Source organism: Ectothiorhodospira sp. PHS-1 (genome assembly GCF_000225005.1).
Lineage (GTDB): Bacteria > Pseudomonadota > Gammaproteobacteria > Ectothiorhodospirales > Ectothiorhodospiraceae > Ectothiorhodospira.
The window spans coordinates 37,513-56,572 of the sequence record NZ_AGBG01000004.1; the positions used below are offsets into that span (position 1 = coordinate 37,513).

General features: G+C 66.5%; 23 protein-coding genes, 1 other RNA gene and 1 riboswitch. Of the genes, 10 read left to right on the forward strand and 14 right to left on the reverse strand.

Translation table 11 applies throughout. The features are described from left to right. Positions 1-3 precede the first annotated feature (3 nt). The 3 genes from lgt to ECTPHS_RS02600 are packed head-to-tail and all read left to right on the forward strand — an operon-like array spanning position 4 to position 2,124. Positions 4-801 carry a prolipoprotein diacylglyceryl transferase gene (gene lgt / locus ECTPHS_RS02590; protein ID WP_008931120.1) on the forward strand — a complete coding sequence of 266 codons (798 nt, stop codon included), beginning with the start codon at positions 4-6 and terminating at the stop codon, positions 799-801. Beyond that, complete coding sequence (locus ECTPHS_RS02595) at positions 794-1,627, forward strand: thymidylate synthase (RefSeq protein WP_008931121.1); 834 nt, start codon at positions 794-796, stop codon at positions 1,625-1,627. Before lgt ends, ECTPHS_RS02595 begins: the two co-directional genes overlap by 8 nt. Then, entirely contained in the window at positions 1,624-2,124 is a 501-nt protein-coding gene (locus tag ECTPHS_RS02600; protein ID WP_008931122.1) for a dihydrofolate reductase, read from the forward strand. The genes ECTPHS_RS02595 and ECTPHS_RS02600 overlap by 4 nt, the downstream gene beginning before the upstream one ends. Before the next feature lie 4 nt (positions 2,125-2,128). On the opposite strand, the gene znuB is transcribed toward ECTPHS_RS02600, so the two are convergent. Continuing rightward, positions 2,129-2,941: a zinc ABC transporter permease subunit ZnuB gene (gene znuB / locus ECTPHS_RS02605; protein WP_008931123.1), complete on the reverse strand. Its 813-nt coding sequence runs from the start codon at positions 2,939-2,941 to the stop codon at positions 2,129-2,131. Then, positions 2,934-3,782, reverse strand: a complete 849-nt coding sequence (znuC, locus tag ECTPHS_RS02610) for a zinc ABC transporter ATP-binding protein ZnuC (protein ID WP_008931124.1) — start codon at positions 3,780-3,782, stop codon at positions 2,934-2,936. Before znuC ends, znuB begins: the two co-directional genes overlap by 8 nt. Positions 3,783-3,879: 97 nt before the next feature. On the opposite strand from znuC, the gene znuA reads away from it, so the two are divergent. Next, positions 3,880-4,851, forward strand: a complete 972-nt coding sequence (gene znuA, locus ECTPHS_RS02615) for a zinc ABC transporter substrate-binding protein ZnuA (RefSeq protein WP_008931125.1) — start codon at positions 3,880-3,882, stop codon at positions 4,849-4,851. Positions 4,852-5,001: 150 nt separating this feature from the next. Here the strand turns inward: znuA and ECTPHS_RS02620 are convergent, their stop codons facing one another. The 12 genes from ECTPHS_RS02620 to ECTPHS_RS02675 all read right to left on the reverse strand — a co-directional run bounded on the left by ECTPHS_RS02620 (position 5,002) and on the right by ECTPHS_RS02675 (position 16,610). Next, positions 5,002-5,517, reverse strand: a complete 516-nt coding sequence (locus ECTPHS_RS02620) for a heme-binding protein (RefSeq protein ID WP_050814189.1) — start codon at positions 5,515-5,517, stop codon at positions 5,002-5,004. 133 nt (positions 5,518-5,650) lie between these two features. Next, the gene (locus tag ECTPHS_RS02625; protein WP_008931127.1) at positions 5,651-6,010 is read right to left on the reverse strand and encodes a diacylglycerol kinase; all 360 of its coding nucleotides are present in this window, start codon (positions 6,008-6,010) and stop codon (positions 5,651-5,653) included. Further along, complete coding sequence (gene gcvPB, locus ECTPHS_RS02630; protein WP_008931128.1) at positions 6,010-7,464, reverse strand: aminomethyl-transferring glycine dehydrogenase subunit GcvPB; 1,455 nt, start codon at positions 7,462-7,464, stop codon at positions 6,010-6,012. The genes ECTPHS_RS02625 and gcvPB overlap by 1 nt, the downstream gene beginning before the upstream one ends. 190 nt (positions 7,465-7,654) lie before the next feature. Then, a complete protein-coding gene (gene tpx, locus ECTPHS_RS02635; protein WP_008931129.1) occupies positions 7,655-8,155 on the reverse strand; it encodes a thiol peroxidase in 501 nt (166 codons plus the stop codon). A gap of 127 nt (positions 8,156-8,282) precedes the next feature. Next, the gene (gcvPA, locus tag ECTPHS_RS02640) at positions 8,283-9,650 is read right to left on the reverse strand and encodes an aminomethyl-transferring glycine dehydrogenase subunit GcvPA (protein ID WP_008931130.1); all 1,368 of its coding nucleotides are present in this window, start codon (positions 9,648-9,650) and stop codon (positions 8,283-8,285) included. Between the two features lie 47 nt (positions 9,651-9,697). Continuing rightward, complete coding sequence (gene gcvH, locus ECTPHS_RS02645) at positions 9,698-10,090, reverse strand: glycine cleavage system protein GcvH (protein ID WP_008931131.1); 393 nt, start codon at positions 10,088-10,090, stop codon at positions 9,698-9,700. 69 nt (positions 10,091-10,159) lie between these two features. Beyond that, positions 10,160-11,266, reverse strand: coding sequence for a glycine cleavage system aminomethyltransferase GcvT (gene gcvT, locus ECTPHS_RS02650; RefSeq protein WP_008931132.1), 1,107 nt, complete (start codon positions 11,264-11,266; stop codon positions 10,160-10,162). A gap of 146 nt (positions 11,267-11,412) precedes the next feature. Beyond that, positions 11,413-11,504: riboswitch (glycine riboswitch) on the reverse strand. Positions 11,505-11,583: 79 nt separating this feature from the next. Next, positions 11,584-12,189: a bifunctional 2-polyprenyl-6-hydroxyphenol methylase/3-demethylubiquinol 3-O-methyltransferase UbiG gene (locus ECTPHS_RS02655; protein WP_008931133.1), complete on the reverse strand. Its 606-nt coding sequence runs from the start codon at positions 12,187-12,189 to the stop codon at positions 11,584-11,586. Between the two features lie 66 nt (positions 12,190-12,255). After that, positions 12,256-13,461 carry a UbiH/UbiF/VisC/COQ6 family ubiquinone biosynthesis hydroxylase gene (locus tag ECTPHS_RS02660; protein ID WP_040404884.1) on the reverse strand — a complete coding sequence of 402 codons (1,206 nt, stop codon included), beginning with the start codon at positions 13,459-13,461 and terminating at the stop codon, positions 12,256-12,258. Positions 13,462-13,491: 30 nt separating this feature from the next. Continuing rightward, complete coding sequence (gene ubiH / locus ECTPHS_RS02665) at positions 13,492-14,682, reverse strand: 2-octaprenyl-6-methoxyphenyl hydroxylase (RefSeq protein ID WP_008931135.1); 1,191 nt, start codon at positions 14,680-14,682, stop codon at positions 13,492-13,494. A gap of 37 nt (positions 14,683-14,719) precedes the next feature. After that, entirely contained in the window at positions 14,720-16,024 is a 1,305-nt protein-coding gene (gene pepP, locus ECTPHS_RS02670; protein WP_008931136.1) for a Xaa-Pro aminopeptidase, read from the reverse strand. Between the two features lie 37 nt (positions 16,025-16,061). Continuing rightward, positions 16,062-16,610 (reverse strand): UPF0149 family protein, encoded by a 549-nt coding sequence (locus ECTPHS_RS02675; RefSeq protein ID WP_008931137.1) that lies wholly within the window; start codon positions 16,608-16,610, stop codon positions 16,062-16,064. Between the two features lie 146 nt (positions 16,611-16,756). Between ECTPHS_RS02675 and ECTPHS_RS02680 the strand changes: the two genes are divergently transcribed. From ECTPHS_RS02680 to ECTPHS_RS02700, 6 genes are all read left to right on the forward strand, one after another. Continuing rightward, on the forward strand, positions 16,757-16,990 hold the full coding sequence (locus ECTPHS_RS02680; RefSeq protein ID WP_008931138.1) for a TIGR02449 family protein: 234 nt from the start codon (positions 16,757-16,759) through the stop codon (positions 16,988-16,990). Further along, positions 16,987-17,292 (forward strand): cell division protein ZapA, encoded by a 306-nt coding sequence (locus ECTPHS_RS02685; RefSeq protein ID WP_008931139.1) that lies wholly within the window; start codon positions 16,987-16,989, stop codon positions 17,290-17,292. Before ECTPHS_RS02680 ends, ECTPHS_RS02685 begins: the two co-directional genes overlap by 4 nt. A 47-nt stretch (positions 17,293-17,339) precedes the next feature. After that, a non-coding RNA gene (ssrS, locus tag ECTPHS_RS14150) (6S RNA) lies at positions 17,340-17,526 on the forward strand. A gap of 14 nt (positions 17,527-17,540) precedes the next feature. Beyond that, positions 17,541-18,173, forward strand: coding sequence for a 5-formyltetrahydrofolate cyclo-ligase (locus ECTPHS_RS02690; RefSeq protein WP_008931140.1), 633 nt, complete (start codon positions 17,541-17,543; stop codon positions 18,171-18,173). Further along, positions 18,158-18,613, forward strand: a complete 456-nt coding sequence (locus ECTPHS_RS02695) for an EVE domain-containing protein (protein WP_008931141.1) — start codon at positions 18,158-18,160, stop codon at positions 18,611-18,613. Before ECTPHS_RS02690 ends, ECTPHS_RS02695 begins: the two co-directional genes overlap by 16 nt. Positions 18,614-18,715: 102 nt before the next feature. After that, a complete protein-coding gene (locus tag ECTPHS_RS02700; protein WP_008931142.1) occupies positions 18,716-19,045 on the forward strand; it encodes a hypothetical protein in 330 nt (109 codons plus the stop codon). The last annotated feature ends 15 nt before the right edge of the window (positions 19,046-19,060 follow it).

Sequence of the window (19,060 nt, forward strand, 5' to 3'; positions counted from 1 at the left end):
CCGATGACGCCTACACATCCCTTCATCGATCCCGTGGCCCTGAGCCTGGGTCCCCTGCAGATCCACTGGTACGGCCTCATGTACCTGCTGGGCTTTGCCGCCTTCTGGGCCCTGGGCTGGCTGCGGGCCGGCCTGCCCTGGAGTCCCCTGAACCGGGAGCAGGTTTCCGACCTGCTCTTCTACGGCGTCATCGGCGTGATCGTGGGGGGGCGGCTGGGTTATGTCCTGTTCTACAACCTGGACGCCCTGGCCGGTGATCCGCTGATGCTCATCCGGCTCTGGGAAGGCGGCATGAGCTTCCACGGCGGCCTGATCGGGGTGCTGGTCACCTGCTGGCTCTATGCCCGCAAGCTGGGTTGCCGCTTTTTGCAACTCACTGACTTCGTCGCCCCCCTCATCCCCATCGGCCTGGGGGCCGGACGCATCGGCAACTGGATCAACGGCGAACTCTGGGGCAAGCCCACGGACCTGCCCTGGGGCATGATCTTCCCGGCCGCGGACCTGCTGCCCCGTCACCCCACCCAACTCTACCAGGCGGCCCTGGAGGGACTGGCCCTGTTCCTGATCCTGTGGTTCTTCTCCCGGCGCTGGCGCCCGGTGGGGGCGGTCTCCGGCCTGTTCCTGGCGGGTTACGGGGTATTCCGTTTTCTGGTGGAATTCTGGCGCCTGCCCGACGCTCACATCGGTTATCTGGCCTTCGGCTGGCTCACCCTGGGTCAACTCCTCACCCTGCCCATGATCCTGGCCGGCGTCATCCTGCTGGCCTGGGCCCAACGGCGGGAAAAGGCACGTCATGCATAGTTATCTTCAGCTCCTGCAACACCTGCTGGAACAGGGCACGGAGAAATCCGACCGCACCGGCACCGGCACCCGCTCCCTGTTCGGTCACCAGATGCGCTTCGACCTGGCCCGGGGCTTCCCCCTGGTGACCACCAAGAAGCTGCACCTGAAGTCCATCATCCACGAACTGCTCTGGTTCCTCAAAGGTGACACCTCCACCGCCTATCTGCAGGCCAACGGGGTGCGCATCTGGGATGAATGGGCCACGGCGGACGGCGATCTGGGGCCGGTCTACGGCCGGCAGTGGCGGTCCTGGCCCCTGCCCGGCGGCGGTCACGTGGACCAGATCAGCCAGGTGGTGGAACAGATCCGGTCCCGGCCCGACTCCCGGCGCCTGATCGTCAGTGCCTGGAACGTGGCGGACCTGCCGGACGAGGGCGTCTCCCCCCAGGACAATGCCCGCGCCGGACGCATGGCCCTGGCACCCTGCCACTGTCTGTTCCAGTTTTACGTGGCCGACGGGCGGCTGTCCTGCCAGCTCTATCAGCGCAGCGCCGACATCTTCCTGGGGGTGCCGTTCAACATTGCCTCCTACGCCCTGCTCACCCTCATGGTGGCCCAGGTCACGGATCTGGAACCGGGGGAGTTCATCCATACCTTCGGTGACGTGCACCTGTATCTGAACCACCTGGATCAGGCCCGTGAGCAGCTGGCCCGCGAACCCTATCCCCTGCCCCGGATGGTGCTCAATCCGGCGGTGAAATCCCTGTTCGACTTCCGTTACGAGGACTTCACCCTGCTGGATTACCAGGCCCATCCCCACATCAAGGCCCCGGTGTCCGTATGACCGATTCCCAACCGCTGCTCACCGCCGTGGTCGCCATGGACCGCAACCGGCTCATCGGCGCCGACAACCGCCTGCCCTGGCACCTGCCGGCGGATCTTGCCCACTTCAAGCGTCTGACCATGGGCGGGTGCATGCTCATGGGACGCAAGACCTTCGAGTCCATTGGTCGCCCGCTGCCGGGGCGACGCAGTCTGGTGATGACGAGGGATCCGGATTTCCAGGCCCCTGGCTGCACGGTGGTCCACGACCTGGACCAGGCCCTGATGGCCGCCGGGACGGTGGAGGAGATCTTCGTCATCGGCGGGGCGGACCTGTTCCGGCATCTTTTGCCGTTGTGCCGGCGGATGCACCTGACGGTGATCGAGCATGCCTTCGAGGGAGACACCTTCCTGCCCCAGCTCAACGAGACCTGGCAGGAAGTGGCCCGGGAAGCCCATGATGCCGATGACAAAAACCCCTATCCCTACACCTTCCTGACCCTGGAGCGCCGCCTCTAGCCGGCTAGGACGGCGTACGGAGCCGACGCAGCAGGGCAGCCCCCGGCAGACTGAAGATCACGGCAAACAGCAGCGCCGCCGCCACCACGATGGACGGCCCGGCGGGGGTATCCCAGGTCAGGGAACCCCACAGTCCGCCGGCCACGGCCAGACAACCGATCAGGGCGGCGAACAGGGCCATCTGCTCCGGCGTGGATGACAACCGCCGCGCCGCCGCCGCGGGGATGATCATCAGCGAGGTGATCAGCAAAATGCCCACCACCTTCATGGCCACGGCAATGACCAGGGCCATCAGCAGCATGAAACCCATGCTCACCAGGGTCACCCTCACCCCCTCCACCCGGGCCAGATCCTCATGCACCGTGATCGCCAGCAGGGGTCGCCACAGGGCCGCCAGCATCCCCAGGGCCAGCACGCCACCGAGGAAGATCCAGATCAGGTCCTCATGGGACACCGCCAGGATGTCGCCGAACAGGTAGGCCATCAGATCAATCCGGACCCCTTCCAGAAAGGCCACCGCCACCAATCCCAGGGACAGACTGCTGTGGGCCAGGATACCCAGCAGGGTGTCCGTGGCCAGCCGCCGCTGCCGCTGCAGCAACATGAGCACCAGGGCCAGGGTGACACAGAGGATGACCACGGTCAGATTCACGTTCAGACCGATGAGAAAACCCAGGGCGACGCCCAACAGGGCGGAATGGGCCAGGGTATCGCCGAAATAGGCCATCCGGCGCCAGACCACGAAGGAACCCAGCGGCCCCGCCACCAGGGCCACGGCCATGCCGCCGAGCAAGGCCCGGACAATGAAATCATCCATGGTGCCGATGGGCCTCCGACCCGGGGCAGCCGCGCCCGGGCGGCCCTTCCCCCTCAAACGCCACCACGTCGCCGTGCAGATCATGGCGGTGATCGTGATGATGGGTGTACAGGGCCATGCCCGCCGGCATGGTCTTGCCGAACAGTTTGAGATAGGCGGGATCGCGGCTCACCACGTCCGGCTTGCCGGTACAGCACACATGCTGATTCAGGCAGATCACCGAATCGGCGGCGGCCATGACCAGGTGCAACTCGTGGGACACCATCAGCACCCCGCAGCCGTAGCGGTCGCGCAGGCGGGCGATGAGCTGGAACACCTCCCCCTGCCCGGCCACGTCAACCCCCTGGGCGGGCTCATCCAGCACCAGAAGATGGGGTTCCCGCAACAGGGCGCGGGCCAGCAGGATGCGCTGCATCTCCCCGCCGGACACCGACTGTACGGGCTGTTCCAGCAGATGGGCGCAGCCCACTTCCGCCAGCACCCGGGCCAGTCGGTCCCTGGGGAAGCGCCCCCCCAGCCCGAGGAAGCGACGCACGGTGATGGGCAGGATCTCATCCACCTGGATGCGCTGGGGCATGTAGCCGATACGCAGCCCCGGCCGGCGCAGGACCTGGCCGCCGGTGGGTGAGAGCAGCCCCAGCAACACCTTGAGCAAGGTGGTCTTGCCGGCGCCGTTGGGACCGATGAGGGTGACGATCCGGCCGGCTTCCACCGCCATGTCCACCCCGTCCAGAATGCGCCGCCCCCCCGCCACCAGACCCACCTGCCGCGCCGCCACCAGGGCGCCGCGAGCCGGCACGGCATCATCACGGGATCGGATCAGACGGGACAGAGGGAACATGGCAACCGGACTCGGCGCAGAGAAAGGATGGAAGTGTTTTCCGGGAAGATTGTTATAGTATTACATAACCCACATCAACCATGGAGTCCATTCACCCATGCGCAGCCGCCGATTGCTTGCGGGCCTCACGGCCCTGGTACTGGTCATGCTCCTGCCGACGGTGTTGCAGGCAGCCCCTCGGGTCGTGGTCAGCATACCCCCGATCCACAATCTGGTCAGCGGGATCATGGAAGGCGTGGCAGAGCCGGTGCTGCTGGTGCCCGGCGGGGCCTCTCCCCATGACTACGCCCTGCGTCCTTCGGACATGCGGCATCTGCAGTCGGCCCAGGTGGTGATCTGGGTGGGCCGCGACCTGGAAGGTTTTCTGGAGCGGCCTCTGGCCAGACTGCCGGAATCCGTGACAAAAGTCACCCTGCTCAAGGACGCCCACCTGGTGCGTCATGAACTACGGGAGGGAGGCATCTGGGATCGCCATGACCACGGCCACGGTCATGACCACAACCATGGTCATAGCCACAGTCACAGTCATAGCCATGGTCACGATCATCACCATGACGTGGACAGCCATGTCTGGTTATCGCCCGAGAACGCGGCCCGTATCGTCCGCCATGTGGCCGACGTCCTGGCCGACAAGGACCCCGACCATGCTGACCGCTACGGGGAAAACCGGGATCGCATCCTGGCCCGCCTGGAGACCCTGGATGCGACGCTTCAGGCCCGGCTGGAGCCGGTGCGGGGACGTCCCTTCATCGTGCTCCACGATGCCTATCAGTACTTTGAAAGACACTACGGTCTGACCCCGGCGGGTTCGGTGACGGTGGATCCCGCCCGCCCGGCGGGTGCGCGCCGGATCCAGGAGATCCGTCAGCGGATTCAGGATTCCGATGCCATCTGCGTCTTCAGCGAACCCCAGTTCCGGCCGGCCATCGTGGAAACCCTGATCGACGGCACCGGGGCACGCACCGGCGTGCTGGATCCGCTGGGCGCGGACCTGCCGGCGGGCGTGGGAAGCTATTTCCAGCTGCTGGAAAACCTGGGGCAGAGCCTGGTGGACTGCCTGAGTCGCTAAGCACCCGATCTTCAGGGGACGGGGACACCGATCCGGGCCGCCATCGGTCGCAGCAATACCTGGTGTAGACGCCATGAAGATACTGCGGCGTTCGATGGCGGCCATGGCGGTGCTGCCCCCTGTTCGACACAGGGGGCAGAGTAACCCGGCTCAGGGCTGGACCATTTCCAGATCCATCCGGATCTCGTCCAGCCCCTTGCGGGCGCACATCTCGTCGGTCTCCCCGGACGGGGCGCCGCTCACGCCGATGCCGCCAATGATCCGGCCCGCCGCATGGATCGGCAGTCCGCCGGCGGAGAACACCACACCGTCCACCTTGCCCACCTGGAAGGGCTTGGTGAAGCGGTCCTCCATCTCCGACAGGGGGCCATTGAAGGACATGGCCGTATAGGCCTTCTGTCGGCTGATCTCCAGGGTGAGATCCACCGCCAGGGTGTCCCGCAGGACCACCTGGGTGTTGCCGCCACGGTCCACCACCGTGACCGCCACGTTGACGCCCGCCTCGCGGCAGGCCTCCAGGGTGGCCCAGGCCAGCCGCGAGGCGGTATCCAGGGTCATGACCTTGATGTTCATGGTCACCGGGGCCTCATCGGCCTGAAGGGGGGCGGCAACCAGACCGAGGGTCAGGGCGGTGGCGGCCAGGGTGGCGGGCAGTTTCATCGACATCGGCTTTCACTCCATGGTGGTGGCAAGGACCGGCGGGGCCGGTCGGATGCCGGCCCCTTGTTGTGATGTCCTTGAGTGTAGACCCGAACGGCGGGAAATACCCAGTCGCCGGCAGGCCGGCTCCCACGGAGGCTTACAGGAGTACCAGCAGCCACACCACCACGGCATGGAGGATGGACAACAGCACCGCCGCCGACCCCATGTCCTTGGCCCGGGCCGAAAGATCATGGTAATCCCGACCGATGCGATCGATGGCCGCCTCGATCCCGGAATTCAGCAACTCCACGATGAGGATCAGGAACAGGCTGCCGATCAGCAAGGCCCGCTCCACGCCGTTGTCCCCCAGCCACAGGGCCAGGGGCACCAGGACGATCATCGCCAGCAACTCCTGACGAAAGGCGGCCTCGTGGCGGAAGGTGCTGTGCAGCCCCTTCCAGGAATACCCGGCCGCCTTGATGATCCGGGTCAGGCCCCGGTTGCCGCCGTAGGCCATCAGCCGGCCTCGGGGTGCCAGGCCACATCCAGTTCCCTGGCGGCCCGCACCTCGTCAAAACGCCGGTTGGGCTGAGTATAGGGAGCACCCTTCACCTTCTCGGGCTCGGCCGCCGCCTCTTCCAGGATCCTCGCCATGGCCTCCACGTAGGCGTCCAGGGTCTCCTTGCTTTCGGTCTCGGTGGGCTCGATCAACAGGCACTCGGGCACCAGCAGGGGGAAATAGGTGGTGGGCGCATGGAAGCCGTAGTCCAGCAGACGCTTGGCCACGTCCATGGCGGTCACGCCCTGCGCCTTGGCCTGACGTCGCAGGGTGACGATGAACTCGTGGGTGGCACGACGTTCCGGGAAGGCCAGGTCATAGCCCAGTGACCGCAAACGGGCCATCACGTAGTTGGCGTTCAGGGTGGAGTAGTCCGCCACCTTGGGCATGCCCTCCCGACCCAGCAGACGCATGTAGACGTAGGCCCGCAGCAGCACCCCGGCATTGCCGGCGAAGGCGGACAGGCGGCCGATGCTCTGGGGCAGGTCCCGCTCCGTGAGCCAGCGATAACGTTCCCCTTCCCGGCCCACCACCGGGATGGGCAGGAAGGGCTTGAGCCGCTCGCTCACACCCACCGCGCCGGCGCCGGGACCACCGCCCCCATGGGGGGTGGAGAAGGTCTTGTGCAGGTTCATGTGGATGACGTCGAAGCCCATGTCGCCGGGACGCACCTTGCCCAGAATGGCGTTCAGGTTGGCACCGTCGTAGTACAGCAGGCCACCGGCGTCATGGACCACCTTGGCAATCTCGTGAATGCGGCGCTCGAACACCCCCAGGGTGGACGGGTTGGTGAGCATGATCCCCGCGGTGGCGGGCCCCACGGCGGCCTTGAGGGCCTCCATGTCCACGTCGCCGGAGGCGTCGGTGGGGATCTCGCGCACGGCGTAGCCGCACATGGTGGCGGTGGCCGGGTTGGTGCCGTGGGCGGCGTCGGGGACCAGGATCTCGGTACGACCTTCATCCCCGCGGGCCTTGTGATAGGCGTGGATCATGGCCACTCCGGCGAACTCGCCCTGGGCCCCGGCCATGGGGGTCAGGGACACAGCCTGCATGCCGGTGACGTCCTTGAGCATCTCCTGCAGTTCGAACATGCAGGACAAAAAGCCCTGACTCACCGACTCGGGGGCGTGAGGATGGCGACGCAGGAAGCCCGGCAGCATGGCCAGGCTGTTGCACACCCTGGGGTTGTACTTCATGGTGCAGGACCCCAGGGGATAGAAATGGGTGTCGATGGAGAAGTTTTTCTGGGACAGGCGGGTGTAGTGACGCACCACGTCCAGTTCGGACACCTCCGGCAGCGGCGCCGGACGACGGCGCCGGAAGCGCTCGGGCAGCGCGGCGACATCCGCGCGACCGGCCGGGGCCTGGCTGGGGGTCCGGCGACCGGGACGGGAACGTTCAAAGATCAGCATTGCCTGGCTCCTGCAAAGACATTCGATATGAGTTCAAAATTCCTTCCCCCGGGAAAACCGCCGACGGCCACCGTCTGCAGGGCACGCGTCGACAGCCCCTCCCCGAGGGAAGTTAAAAAAGCCTATTGCTGTCATTCCCGCGAAAGCGGGAATGACAGGGACGCGCACAGAAATACCGGCCCGGGACGAATCAGCCCAGTTTCGCGTAAGCCGCGTCGTAATCCGGTTCCTGAGCGATCTCGGGCACCAGTTCGGCATGGACCACGTGATCATGGGTGTCCAGCACCAGCAGGGCCCGGGCGGTGATGCCCGCCAGGGGACCGTCCACGATCAACACGCCGTAATCCTTGGCAAAGTTGCGGGAACGCATCATGGACAGGGTCTTCACCTTGTCCACGTCCTCGGCACCGCAGAAACGACCCTGGGCAAAGGGCAGGTCCGCGGAGACCACCAGCACCACCACGTCATCACGATCCGCCACCCAGTCGTTGAATTTCTTGGTGGACAGGGCACAAACCCCGGTATCCAGGCTGGGGACCATGTAAAGGATCTTCTTCTTGCCGCCGAAGTCGCTCAAGCTGACGTCGTTGAGTTCCTTGTCCACCAGGGTGAACGCGGGGGCGGCACTGCCGACCTTCGGCAGATCACCGCTGGTATTGATGGGATTGCCTTGCAGGGTAATTCGGGCCATCGTTTTGAGTCCTCGTGCTGGTTGGTCACATGACTGGATTCCCGCTTTCGCGGGAATGACTGCTTTGGAACATCCAGAGTGTAGCTGCCCGACCTCGACATCCGGTGAATTCCGGGCCGATGCCGAATCAGCCCGCCAGGTCCGCCCGCGCCCGCTCCAGCACCGCCACATAGCGATCCAGGTCCGCCGCGGTCTTGGTCTCGGTGACACAGACCAGGATGGCATCGGACAGTTCGGGATAGTCACGCCCCAGGGCATGACCACCAAGCACCCCGGCCGCCGCCATGCGCTCCAGCAGGGCCTCGCCGTCCACGCCCACCCGCAACACGAACTCGTGGAAGCGCTCGTCGGTGAACGGGATTTCGAAGCCCCGCTCCCTGAGCCGAGCCACCAGCGACCCACAACCCTCGACGCAGGCCCCGGCCACCCGCTCCAACCCTTCCGGACCCAGCAGGGCCATGTGGATGGTGGCGGCGGTCACCACCAGTCCCTGGTTGGTGCAGATGTTGGAAGTGGCCTTGGAACGGCGGATATGCTGTTCACGGGCCTGGAGGGTGAGCACGAAACCAGGGCGGCCGTCCGCATCCACGGTGCGGCCGACAATACGACCGGGCATCTGGCGCACGTGCTCCTTACGGCAGCACAAAAAGCCGAAGTAAGGCCCGCCGGAGGACAGGGGCGCCCCCAGGGGCTGACCATCACCCACCACCATGTCCACACCCTGACGTCCCCACGCCCCGGGCGGGGTGAGCAGGGCCAGGCTGACGGGATTGACCACGCCGATGGCCTGGGCGCCGTTGGCATGGGCCCAGTCGGTGAGGGCGTCCACCTCCTCCAGCACACCGAAGAAGTTGGGCTGGGGAATCACCAGGGCGGTGATGTCCTCGCCGGCAAAGGCCTCCAGGGCAGCCGGATCGACCCGACCGGTGGCCGGATCGAACGGGACATCCACGATCTCGATGCCCTGACTGGCCACGATGCCACGGGTCACGCTGCGGTAGGCCGGGTGCACCGTCAGGGGCATGAGCACCCGCTGGCTCTTCGAGCGGCGGTTGGCACGCACGGCCATGAGCACCGCTTCGGACAGGGCGGAGGCACCGTCATACAGGGAGGCGTTGGAAATGGGCAGCCCCGTCAGGCCGGCCATCATGGACTGATATTCGTAGATGACCTGCAGGGTGCCCTGGCTGGCCTCGGCCTGGTAGGGGGTGTAGGCACTGTAGAACTCACCCCGGGTGACGATCTGCCAGACCGCCGCCGGGATGTGGTGTTCGTAGGCACCGGCACCGATGAAGTTCAGGCCCATGACATCCTGGGCAGCCCGATCTTCCATAAGCCGGGTGATTTCCATCTCGCCGATGGCCGGCGGGATGGCGTTGAGTCCGTCCACCCGCAGGGCGGCGGGGATCTCGTCGAACAGGGTCTCAATGCTGTCGGCACCGATGGCCGCCAGCATCTCGCGCACGTCGGCGTCGGTGTGGGGAATGAAGGGCATGGTGATTCCGCTGCGGTCTGGGTGAAGGGGATCAGGAAAGGCCGGGATCAGCCTTCCGCTTCCAGGTGGGCGGCGTAGGCGTCGGCGTCCATGAGGGCTTCCACGGCAACGGCATCGGCGGGCTTGATGCGGAACAGCCAGCCGTCGCCGTAGGCATCGCCATTGACCAGTTCGGGGCTGTCGGCGAGTTGTTCATTGACGGCCACCACTTCACCGGCAACGGGGACGTAGACGTCGGAAGCGGCCTTGACGGACTCCACCACGGCACAGGCACCGCCGGCATCCAGGTGGGCACCCACTTCCGGGGTTTCCACGAACACCAGATCACCCAGCAGTTCCTGGGCATGGTCGGAGATGCCGATGGTGAGGGTGCCGTCGGCTTCCTTGCGGACCCACTCGTGGGACGGGGCGTATCTGAGTTCTGCGGGGATGTTGCTCATGGGGACTCCTGATGAAGGGTTCGGGGGTTCGGAAAAATTGGGTTCGGGTTCGACGGAACACCGTCGAGATCAAAGATCGATCAGGGCCTTGCCCTGGCGCACGAACGGCGGCTTGACCACCTTCGCCGGGACCTGCTTGCCACGGATGTCCACCATCACCCGCTCGCCGGCATCCGCCGGGATCCGGGCCAGGGCGATGGACACGCCCAGGGTGGGGGAAAAGCTGCCGCTGGTGGTCTCGCCCTGCCCGGCCTCGCCGGCGCTGACGCTCATGTGGCCACGCAGGACGCCCCGCCCTTCCAGCACCAGCCCCACCAGGCGCCGGTGCGCGCCGTCGGCCTGCTGCCGCTCCAGGGCCTGACGGCCGATGAAATCCCGGTCGGCGGGCGTCCAGGCCACGGTCCAGCCCAGGCCGGACTCCAGGGGACTGATCTGCTCGTCCATGTCGGTGCCGTAGAGATTCATGCCGGCTTCCAGGCGCAGGGTATCCCGGGCGCCCAGACCGATGGGACGCACACCGGCCGCGGCCAGGGCCTGCCAGAAGCTCGGGGTGGCGGTCGCGGGCAGGATGACTTCAAAGCCGTCCTCGCCGGTGTAGCCGGTCCGGGCCACGAACCAGTCCCCGTCTTCCGTGGCGGTAAAGGGAGTCAGGGCCTCGGCCGGCGCCCGCAGGGACTCCGGCAGCAGGGGCAGGCACAGATCTCGGGCCGCCGGCCCCTGCACGGCGATCATGTCCAGATCGTCCCGCTCGCGGATCTCCACCGGGGCAAGGGTGCCGGAGAGCCTGGCGGCCACGTCGCGCATCCAGGCCAGGTCCTTGTCCCGGGTGGCGGCATTGACCACGACCCGGTAGCCGTCGGCGCGACGATAGGTGATGAGATCGTCCAGCACGCCCCCTTCCGGATTGAGCATGCAGCTGTAGAGGGCGCGTCCGGCGGCCTTGAGCTTGTCCACGTCATTGGCCAGCAGGTGGCGCAGGTAATCGCGGGCACCGGGGCCGTCCACGTCGACCACGGTCATGTGGGAGACATCGAACATGCCGGCATGACGACGCACGGCGTGATGCTCGTCGATCTGGGAACCGTAGTGAACGGGCATGGACCAGCCGGCAAAATCCACCATGCGGGCACCGGCGGCCTCGTGGGTGGCGTGCAATGTGGTGCGGCGTAATGTCATCTTCGACTCCCGGTCAAAATGAAAAAGGGGCGGCCGACACCCTGTCTCGGGTATCGGCCGCCCCTCTGTCCTGAAACCTGAGAGATTACATCCGTGGCGGATGATCCCCTTCGGTGGGTCTGTCGGACCACTCTCCAGAGTCGATATCGGGCAGCGCGGTCCTTTTGCCTGAGCGTTTCCGGGCGGAAGTTGCGCCTTCGGCGCCTCCGGTGAGGGAGGTCTCTCCCACGCTGCCGAGGATGCCGGGGGCATCCCTATCAAGGGGTGAACTATACCCCAGGCGTGCCGGAACCGGAACTGCCTTTTCGGCCCCTGCGTCAGACATCCGGTCGCCGGATCAGGGCGCGGGTCACCGCCGCGCGGCCCCGATGCCCCGGCCCCTCGTCCAGTTCGACGGCCAACTCCGCCAGTTCCATGAACTCGCCACCGACAAAATCCTCCCGCAGCATCACCCCGTTGTAGAGCATGCCCGGGTCTCGGGGACCGCCGCTGTGATAATCCATCTGCTCCGGGTGAAAGGCCTCCATCAGCAACAGGCCACCGGGCTTGAGGGCCTCCAGCATGGCCTGATGCACCTGGCGCCGCTGGGTCGGGGGCAGGTGCAGATAGATGGAAATGATGTGGTCGTACCGCGCCCTGGGCCACTTCCAGCCCACCAGATCGGCCCAGATCGTCTCCAGGGTCACCCCCTGGTGCTGGGCCAGGGCCTGGGCCTTGGCCAGGGCCTGCTGGGAAAAATCCACCGCCGTCACCGACAGCCCCCGACCGGCCAGCCAGACCCCGTTGCGCCCTTCCCCATCCCCCACGGCCAGCACGCTCTGGCCCGGCTGGTAGAGGGGGTGATGGGCCAGCAAATAGGCATTGGGCGCGGTGCCGTAGACATACTCCGTTCCCGAATAGCGGTTATCCCAGAATTCTCTCATGGCAGCACGCCCCTGAAGGTTGAAACAGCAAAACGGATGCTCGCGATCGGTCCACCGTAGGGTAGCCTAACCAGGCGAGTACGGCAGGTTCGGTGAATCCAGCCCCAGGGCCCGTCTGGCCAAGGTCCTTTTCAGCGGGCCGGCGCGATCCGCCAGCATCAGGCCCAGATTCCGCCCCAGGGCCAGCGGCGGCAGCGCGCTGCCGAAGCCGTAGCGGAAGCACTCCATGGCACGCATCATGATGACATTGTCTCCCCGCCGGGCGCGCTCGTAACGACGCAGCACGCGGAATTCCCCCGGATCCCCCACCGCCCCATGCAGCAGCACCCCGGCCAGGGCCCGGGCATCCTGGAACCCAAGATTCACCCCCTGTCCGGCCAGGGGATGAATGGTGTGGGCCGCATCCCCCACCAGTGCCAGCCGGGGACGCACATAGTGACGGGCCTGGGAGCCCCGCAGCGGAAAGGCCGCCCGCTGACTGCTCTCCACCACCGCCCCCAGACGATGGTCCAGACCTTCCGCCAAGGCCTCGCGGAAGGCGACGTCATCCAGATCCCGCAACTGCTCGGCCCGTTCATCATCGGCCGACCAGACGACGGAGCAGCGGCCGTCCGACAGGGGCAGGAAGGCCAGCGGGCCGGTGGGCAGGAAACGCTGCCAGGCGGTCTCCTGATGGGGTAAGGCGGTGCGCACCGTGGCCACCAGGGCCTGCTGACCGTAGCGCCGACTGTCCAGATCGATTCCGGCCATCTCGCGGATGCGGGAGCGGGCGCCGTCGGCGCCCACCACCAGCGATGTCGTGATCCGGGCCCCGCTCTCCAGCGTCACCCGGGCCTCACGGGCACCGATGTCCAGGTGGGTCACGGCATCCGGGCAGAATCGGGTCACCCCCGGCGCCGCGTCCAGGGCATCCCAGAGTGCGCGCTGAACCACCCGGTTCTCGATGATATGTCCCAGATCCGGCTCCCCCAGCTCCCGGGCCTCGAAACGGATGCAGCCACTGCCGCCCGCATCCCAGACCTCCATGGCCTGATAGGGGCTGACCCGCATGGCCCGCATCCCTTCCCACACTCCCAGCGCCCGGAACAGGCGCTGGGAGGCGCGATTGATGGCGGATACCCGCAGGTCATGCCCGCTGTCCGGGGCAAAGGGGGTCGGTGGGCGCAGCTCCACCAGGGCCACGGCAAGACCGCCGCGGGCCAGGCTCAGGGCCAGGGCGGCTCCCACCATGCCGCCGCCGGCGATGAGGACGTCACAGGAGGTTGCCGACATGGAGGCTCCTTGTTCATCGGTTCCGAACATCTACAATCCCATCCCCGCCCGCGCCACCCCGTGCCGCAGCGGGCCGCACAGGTTCAGGGCCACCAGGGCCGCTCCCCGGACATGCCCGAACCCCGGCGTGGTGAAGAGCCGGGCCAGGGCATCGGTCACGCCCGTCACCCGGTCCAGGTCCGGCCGGCGCCGGGCGGCATAGCGCTGCAACAGCCCCGCGTCACCGGGGTCCGAGACCTCCCGCCCGGCCCGGCACAGCAGATCCGCCAGGGTATCCACGTCCCGCAGTGCCAGATTGAAGCCCTGGCCGGCCACGGGGTGGATGGTGTGGGAGGCATTGCCCACCAGCACCAGCCGGGCGTCCGTATCCCGGACGGCACGCACCCGGGTCAGGGGATAGGCAACCCGCGTCCCCACCCGGCGCAGGCGTCCGAGGCGATGACCGAAACGGTCCTGAAGGACCCGCAGAAAATGCCCGTCATCCCAGGCCAGCGTCTCATCGAGCCGATGGACCGGACGGACCCAGACCAGGGCACAGCGGGGACTGCCGTCCTCGGCGGGACTCAGGGGCAGCAGCGCCACCGGCCCCTCGTCGGTGAAACGCTCGAAGGCCGTTCCCCGGTGATCCAGCTCGGTGGAGAGATTGGCGATGATGCCCACCTGACCATAGTCACTCTCGTGGATGTCGATGCCGGCTAGGTTACGAACCACGGACCGGGTGCCGTCCGCGCCCACCAGCAGACGGGTCCGAATCGGCGTGGCAACCTGGTCCAGACTCACCTGCACCGCCAGATGGTCATCATGGCCGGTGTACCCGGTCACCCGCGCCGGCGTCATCAGGGTGACGGGCGCCGCGGCCAGGGCCGTCTGCAGGACCTGCCCCAGCACCCGGTTGACGATCACGTAACCCAGTGCCTCCACGCCTTCTTCCCGGTGGTCCAGGCGCACGTTGCCGAAATACCCCCGCTGGGAGACGTGGATGCGACGGATCGGTTCGGCATGGGGCGCCAGATCCGCCCACAGGCCCAGACGCTCCAGGATACATCGGGAACCCCAGGACAGGGCCGTGGCCCGCTCGTCATAACTGGGTTGCCCCGGAGCGCCGGGAGGCTGCGCCTCGATGATGCCCACCCGGTAACCGCTGTCCGCCAGGCCCAGCCCCAGGGTGGCGCCCACCATGCCGCCGCCGGCGATCAGGATATCGAAATCGCTGTTCTGCACCGCGTCCTCCGCGTGCCGATCCCGGCACCGGGTTGTTTCAGTTGCCGGAACCCACCAGGGCCTGAACCTCGTCGACGCCCTTGGGGCAATCTTCGGTGAGGACCTGATGTCCGGCCCGGGTCACCGCCACGTCATCCTCGATGCGGATGCCGATATTACGGAATGGCTTGGGCACGCCCTTCTCCGTGGCCGGCAGGTACAGGCCCGGCTCGATGGTCATCACCATGCCCGGCTCCAGCAAACGCCATGCCTCGCCCACCTTGTAGTCCCCCACGTCATGCACGTCCAGCCCCAGCCAGTGGCCGGTGCGGTGCATGTAGAAGCGACGATAGGCGCCGTCCTTGATCAGGCGGGAAGGCCGCCCCTTAAGCAATCCCAGGTGCACCAGCCCCTTGGTGAGCACCTTCACCGCCGCTGCATGGGGATCATCCCAGTGATTGCCGGGGACCACCTGGGCGATGGCCGCCGCCTGGGCCTCCAGCACCACCTCGTAGACCTGGCGCTGATGCTCGGTGAAGCGTCCGTTCACCGGAAAGGTGCGGGTGATGTCCGCCGCATAACCCTGGTACTCGCAGCCGGCGTCGATCAGGACCAGATCACCGTCCCTGAGCCGCTCGTTGTTTTCGGTGTAGTGCAGGATGCAGCCGTTGACACCGCCGCCCACGATGGAGGCGTAGGCGGGTTCGGTCCCCGCCCGGCGGAACTCGTACAGCAGCTCCGCTTCCAGCTGATACTCCCACAGCCCCGGCCGGCAGGCGGCCATGGCGCGCTGATGGGCACGACTGGTGACCCGGGCGGCCTCCTTCATGGCCTTGAGTTCGGTGGCCGACTTGAACAGGCGCATGTCATGGAGCAGGTATTCCAGAGCCACGAACTCATGGGGGGGGTGGACGCCGGTGCGGGCCCGTTCACGGATGCCGTTGACCCAGTCGATCAACTTGCGGTCGAACTCCGGATGGCGACCCAAAGTGGTGTAGACCCGCTCCCGGTTCTCCAGCAGCCCGGGCAGGATCTCGCCGATGTCGCCGATGGGGAAGGAATCGTCGGCGCCGAAGCGCTCAACCGCCCCTTCCTGTCCGGCCCGGCGGCCATGCCAGGTCTCCTTTTCCTTGTCCCGTTCCCGGCAGAACAGGATGTACTCCCCCTGGGGTCGGCCGGGCACCAGCACCGCCACCGCCTCCGGCTCGGTAAAGCCGGTGAGATAGAGAAAATCGCTGTCCTGACGGTAGGGATATTCCACGTCATGATTGCGCACCCGGACCGGTGCGGCGGGGATGACGGCGATGCCGCCCTCCCCCATGGCACGCATGAGCTGGCGACGGCGACGGGCGAATTCTTTCATGGCGATGGCTTTGGGTTCCGGGTCATCAACAGGGGGGTCACTGCAGGCGGGAGGGGCCCTTGAGGGGCTGCAGTTCCTCGCTCACCAGCAGCACGCCCACCCGCACGTATTCCAGGATCTCCACATAGGCGGTCTCGCTGGCCTCGTCGTCGTCCACCTCGAAACCGGCGCCGGCAATATCGGAAAGATCCTTGAGGATTTCCGCCGAATCGGCGGGCAGCTTGGCCGGGTCGGTGACGCCGGCCACCGCCAGACCATAGAGGAAGCCCTGGCACCAGTGCCCCAGGGCGTCCACCCGGGTGGAAAGGGCATCGTCCTCGTCCGGCAACAGCATCTGGAACCCGAGCAGGGCATCGGCCAGTTGGGTGCGGGTTTCGGCAAAGACTTCATCCAGCAGGCGCCGGGCCTCCCCTTCCGGCGGCGGCGTCTCGCCGGCCTCGGGAAAGATCTCCTGCAGCCAGCGCACCTCGCCGGACCCCAGATTGGCACTGAGCATGCCGCAGAGCGTGCCGTGGGCCTCGGCGGCATCGGCCGTGGCGCCCGCCCCCCGCAGGGCATCCTGTAAGGCTTGATAATCGGGCATCATGGGGCAAGGCTCTCCAGTCGTGGTGGCCGGACCTCCGGGGCCGGGATCCGATACATGGACGTAGTCTAGCAAGCCCGACGGCGCCAGCACCATGCCGCCGCCGATCCTTGTTGACGGCCCCGAGGCGGAGTCCTAGTATTGAGCCCATGACATACACCGCTCACAATGCCTCGGCGGATTCCGCCCTGAAAGACCTGGAGTCCCGGGTCGAGGCGTTGCTGCGGGTCTGCGAACTGCTGCGGGACGAGAACCTCAGGCTGCGCCGCCAGAACGAACTGCTGCTGGCGGAACGGGCCCAGCTCTCGGAACGGGGTGAGCAGGCACGCATGAAGGTGGAGTCGATGATCAACCGATTGAAGTCCATGGAGCAGGCGGTATGACGGAACCCCGCTCTGAACCGGTCACGGTTCAGATTCTGGGCAAGGAATACCGGGTGGCCTGCCCTGAAGATGAGCGCAATGCCCTGATTGCCTCGGCCAGCCTGCTGGATCGCCGGATGAAGGAAATCCGCGATGGCGGCAAGGTCGTGGGCGGAGACCGGATCGCCGTGATGGCGGCCCTGAACATTGCCCATGAACTGCTGGCCCTGAAGCGGCAGAACGCCGGCCTGGATCAGCGCATGCGCGCCCTGCAGGAACGGGTGGATTCGGTACTGCAACACGAACGATCGACGGATTCATGATGTACGGTCCCGGCGGCGGGGCCACGAAAAAAGGTTTTACGGTTTGGGCACCTCTGAGGTGTGCGTGAGCGGCTGGGTAATATCCTTGAGCCTAATCAACTACCCCGGGAGCCATTCTGCGATGTCTTGTTGTGCATGTCCGCCCCGTAGCGGAAAGCCTGTAGAGATCGCGTCGGCCCCCACTTGAACCCCTGGTTCAAGGTCGAAAGCTCGCCACGGCACTCTCGGAGCGTGCCCTCTTCATTTCCATGACACGCGCCGACCTACGCAGACAGCTTCGCGCCCGGCGTCTGGCGCTCTCCCCGGCCGAACGGGCCCGGCATGCCCGTGCCATGGCCAGGCACCTGATCCACCACCCCCTGTTCAGCGCCGCCCGGCGCATCGCCGTCTACCTGCCCGACCGGGGCGAGGCCGACCCCGGCCCGCTGGTCCGGGCCGCCCGCGCCGCCGGCAAGGACCTCTACCTGCCGGTGCTGGCACCACTTCACCCCCGGCTGCTCTGGTTCGTGGCCTGGGAACCCCATACGCCCCTGATTCCCAATCGCTTCGGCATTCCCGAACCCCCCGTTCGCCGCCGCCGCTGCCTGCCGGCCCGTCACCTGGATCTGGTCATCACCCCCCTGGTGGGCTTCGATCGCCGGGGAAACCGGCTGGGCATGGGTGGCGGCTTCTATGACACCACCTTCCGCCATCTCAACCGCCACCGTCACTGGCGCCGCCCCCATTTGGTGGGAATGGCCTATGCTTTTCAGGAAGTGACGGCGCTGCCCCATGCGTCCTGGGACGTGCCCCTGCACGCGGTGGTGACCGAACAGGGCCTGATCACCTGCCGGCCCCACCCCGAATTGAACACTAAGGATTGCCCATGTCCTACTGGCTGATGAAGTCCGAACCGGATGTCTTCGGTATCGACGACCTGGAACGGGTGCGGGTGGAACCCTGGGAAGGGGTGCGCAACTACCAGGCCCGCAACATGATGCGGGACGAGATGCAAGAAGGCGACCTGGCCTTTTTCTACCATTCCAACTGCAAGGTCCCCGGCATCGTCGGCATCCTGAGGATCGTGCGGGCCGGCTATCCGGACGACAGCGCCTGGGACCCGGAACACACCTACCATGACCCGCGCAGTACCCCGGACAACCCCCGCTGGTATCGGGTGGACGTGGGCTTTGAACGCAAGTTCAGGGACGTCATTCCCCTGGCGGACCTGAAGGCGGCCCCCGCGCTGAGCGACATGCCCCTGGTCAGGCGGGGCAACCGGCTCTCCATCATGCCGGTGACCGAGGCGCAGTGGGAATTCATTCTGTCCATGGCGGACTAACATCCTGCTGTTCTCACAACCTGCTTGCCCTCTCGTCCCCGGCCCTTCTTTCTCCCCCGGGAAACAGAAGATCGACATGACCCATTCAGGAGGCCGATGCCCATGACCCTGAACGAACTCATCATCTACCTGGACGCCCACGCGGGATTCGATCTGCTGGACGGCATGCCCGAGGACACCCTGGAGCGGGCGCGGCGCGGGACGCACAGGCACGCCATCGCCGGGGAGATCATCGCCGCCCTGGGCACCCTGGACGCGGCGGGCACGGGACAGGGGGAGGTGGAACGCAGCGCCGCCGTGAAGGTGCTCAGCCCCCTGCGCCTGAAATACATGGCCGACGACGCCCCGGTGGCGGGCTTTCGCATGGTGGAGAAGATCATCACCACCATCGATGAGGCCTTCAACGAGGAGGCCCTGGGCAAGCGCGGGTAAGACCCGGCCGGCGGA

What these genes read in the sequence shown, in the direction of transcription:
- ECTPHS_RS02625 (WP_008931127.1), bottom strand. Translation starts at nt 6,010, where the DNA reads ATGGCCTACGGCGGCAACCGGGGCCTGACCCGGATCATCAAGGCGGCC.
- ECTPHS_RS02600 (WP_008931122.1), top strand. Translation starts at nt 1,624, where the DNA reads ATGACCGATTCCCAACCGCTGCTCACCGCCGTGGTCGCCATGGACCGC.
- ECTPHS_RS02690 (WP_008931140.1), top strand. Translation starts at nt 17,541, where the DNA reads ATGACACGCGCCGACCTACGCAGACAGCTTCGCGCCCGGCGTCTGGCG.
- ECTPHS_RS02700 (WP_008931142.1), top strand. Translation starts at nt 18,716, where the DNA reads ATGACCCTGAACGAACTCATCATCTACCTGGACGCCCACGCGGGATTC.
- gcvT (WP_008931132.1), bottom strand. Translation starts at nt 11,266, where the DNA reads ATGACATTACGCCGCACCACATTGCACGCCACCCACGAGGCCGCCGGT.
- gcvH (WP_008931131.1), bottom strand. Translation starts at nt 10,090, where the DNA reads ATGAGCAACATCCCCGCAGAACTCAGATACGCCCCGTCCCACGAGTGG.
- ECTPHS_RS02595 (WP_008931121.1), top strand. Translation starts at nt 794, where the DNA reads ATGCATAGTTATCTTCAGCTCCTGCAACACCTGCTGGAACAGGGCACG.
- ECTPHS_RS02620 (WP_050814189.1), bottom strand. Translation starts at nt 5,517, where the DNA reads ATGTCGATGAAACTGCCCGCCACCCTGGCCGCCACCGCCCTGACCCTC.
- gcvPB (WP_008931128.1), bottom strand. Translation starts at nt 7,464, where the DNA reads ATGCTGATCTTTGAACGTTCCCGTCCCGGTCGCCGGACCCCCAGCCAG.
- pepP (WP_008931136.1), bottom strand. Translation starts at nt 16,024, where the DNA reads ATGAAAGAATTCGCCCGTCGCCGTCGCCAGCTCATGCGTGCCATGGGG.
- ECTPHS_RS02660 (WP_040404884.1), bottom strand. Translation starts at nt 13,461, where the DNA reads ATGTCGGCAACCTCCTGTGACGTCCTCATCGCCGGCGGCGGCATGGTG.
- lgt (WP_008931120.1), top strand. Translation starts at nt 4, where the DNA reads ATGACGCCTACACATCCCTTCATCGATCCCGTGGCCCTGAGCCTGGGT.
- ECTPHS_RS02680 (WP_008931138.1), top strand. Translation starts at nt 16,757, where the DNA reads ATGACATACACCGCTCACAATGCCTCGGCGGATTCCGCCCTGAAAGAC.
- ECTPHS_RS02695 (WP_008931141.1), top strand. Translation starts at nt 18,158, where the DNA reads ATGTCCTACTGGCTGATGAAGTCCGAACCGGATGTCTTCGGTATCGAC.
- gcvPA (WP_008931130.1), bottom strand. Translation starts at nt 9,650, where the DNA reads ATGCCCTTCATTCCCCACACCGACGCCGACGTGCGCGAGATGCTGGCG.
- tpx (WP_008931129.1), bottom strand. Translation starts at nt 8,155, where the DNA reads ATGGCCCGAATTACCCTGCAAGGCAATCCCATCAATACCAGCGGTGAT.
- ECTPHS_RS02655 (WP_008931133.1), bottom strand. Translation starts at nt 12,189, where the DNA reads ATGAGAGAATTCTGGGATAACCGCTATTCGGGAACGGAGTATGTCTAC.
- znuB (WP_008931123.1), bottom strand. Translation starts at nt 2,941, where the DNA reads ATGGATGATTTCATTGTCCGGGCCTTGCTCGGCGGCATGGCCGTGGCC.
- znuC (WP_008931124.1), bottom strand. Translation starts at nt 3,782, where the DNA reads ATGTTCCCTCTGTCCCGTCTGATCCGATCCCGTGATGATGCCGTGCCG.
- ECTPHS_RS02675 (WP_008931137.1), bottom strand. Translation starts at nt 16,610, where the DNA reads ATGATGCCCGATTATCAAGCCTTACAGGATGCCCTGCGGGGGGCGGGC.
- ECTPHS_RS02685 (WP_008931139.1), top strand. Translation starts at nt 16,987, where the DNA reads ATGACGGAACCCCGCTCTGAACCGGTCACGGTTCAGATTCTGGGCAAG.
- znuA (WP_008931125.1), top strand. Translation starts at nt 3,880, where the DNA reads ATGCGCAGCCGCCGATTGCTTGCGGGCCTCACGGCCCTGGTACTGGTC.